This is a genomic window from Vibrio sp. 1249-1, from assembly GCF_033340495.1.
In genome coordinates this window covers 1-603 of the sequence record NZ_JAWOWJ010000797.1, presented here as the reverse complement: position 1 = coordinate 603, position 603 = coordinate 1, and the positions used below count along the sequence as shown (strand labels likewise).

Genomic DNA, 603 nt, shown 5'->3' with positions numbered 1-603 from the left:
CACGAAATTTTCGGCCATTGTGCCATGCTCACGCATCCAGAGGTTGCTGGGTTTACGGGACAGTATGGTGAGCGAGGACAAGCGGCAACACCAAAACAGAGAGCTTACTTGGCTCGTCTTTACTGGTTTACCGTTGAATTTGGTTTAGTGAAAGAAGGCACGAAAACCAAAATCTATGGCGGCGGCATACTCTCCTCTCCAGGAGAAACCATCTACGCATTGGAAAGCGAAAGTGCAATTCGTGAGTCCTTTGACCTACAAACGGTATTAAGAACGCCATATCGCATCGATATCATGCAGCCTAAATACTATGTGATTGATGATTTCTCCCAGCTTTTCCAAATTAGCCAACTGAATTTATTGAAACAAGCGGATCTAGCGATAGATGCTGGATTGCTTCCACCACTTTTTGAACCTAAGGAACCTGCTCATGCTGAATGAACAAAAATGCGAAGCTTGTAGCTTTGATGCCATTGCCCTGACGAAAGAAGAACAGCAATCTCTCTTGCTGCAACTGTCCGATTGGCATCTCATTGAAAGGGACGACATTCCGCAACTTGAGAAGGTTTATAAGTTTAAGAACTTTAAACAAGCATGGGCGTT

1 protein-coding gene and 1 pseudogene are annotated in these 603 nt (G+C 44.4%); both read left to right on the top strand.

The window, feature by feature from the left end:
* Positions 1 to 441: pseudogene (gene phhA / locus R7Z50_RS28975) on the top strand (phenylalanine 4-monooxygenase); the annotation flags it as partial.
* Positions 431 to 603 (top strand): 4a-hydroxytetrahydrobiopterin dehydratase (locus tag R7Z50_RS28970; RefSeq protein ID WP_318149943.1); only part of this gene is annotated, 173 nt, incomplete at its 3' end. The pseudogene phhA and the gene R7Z50_RS28970, both read left to right, overlap by 11 nt.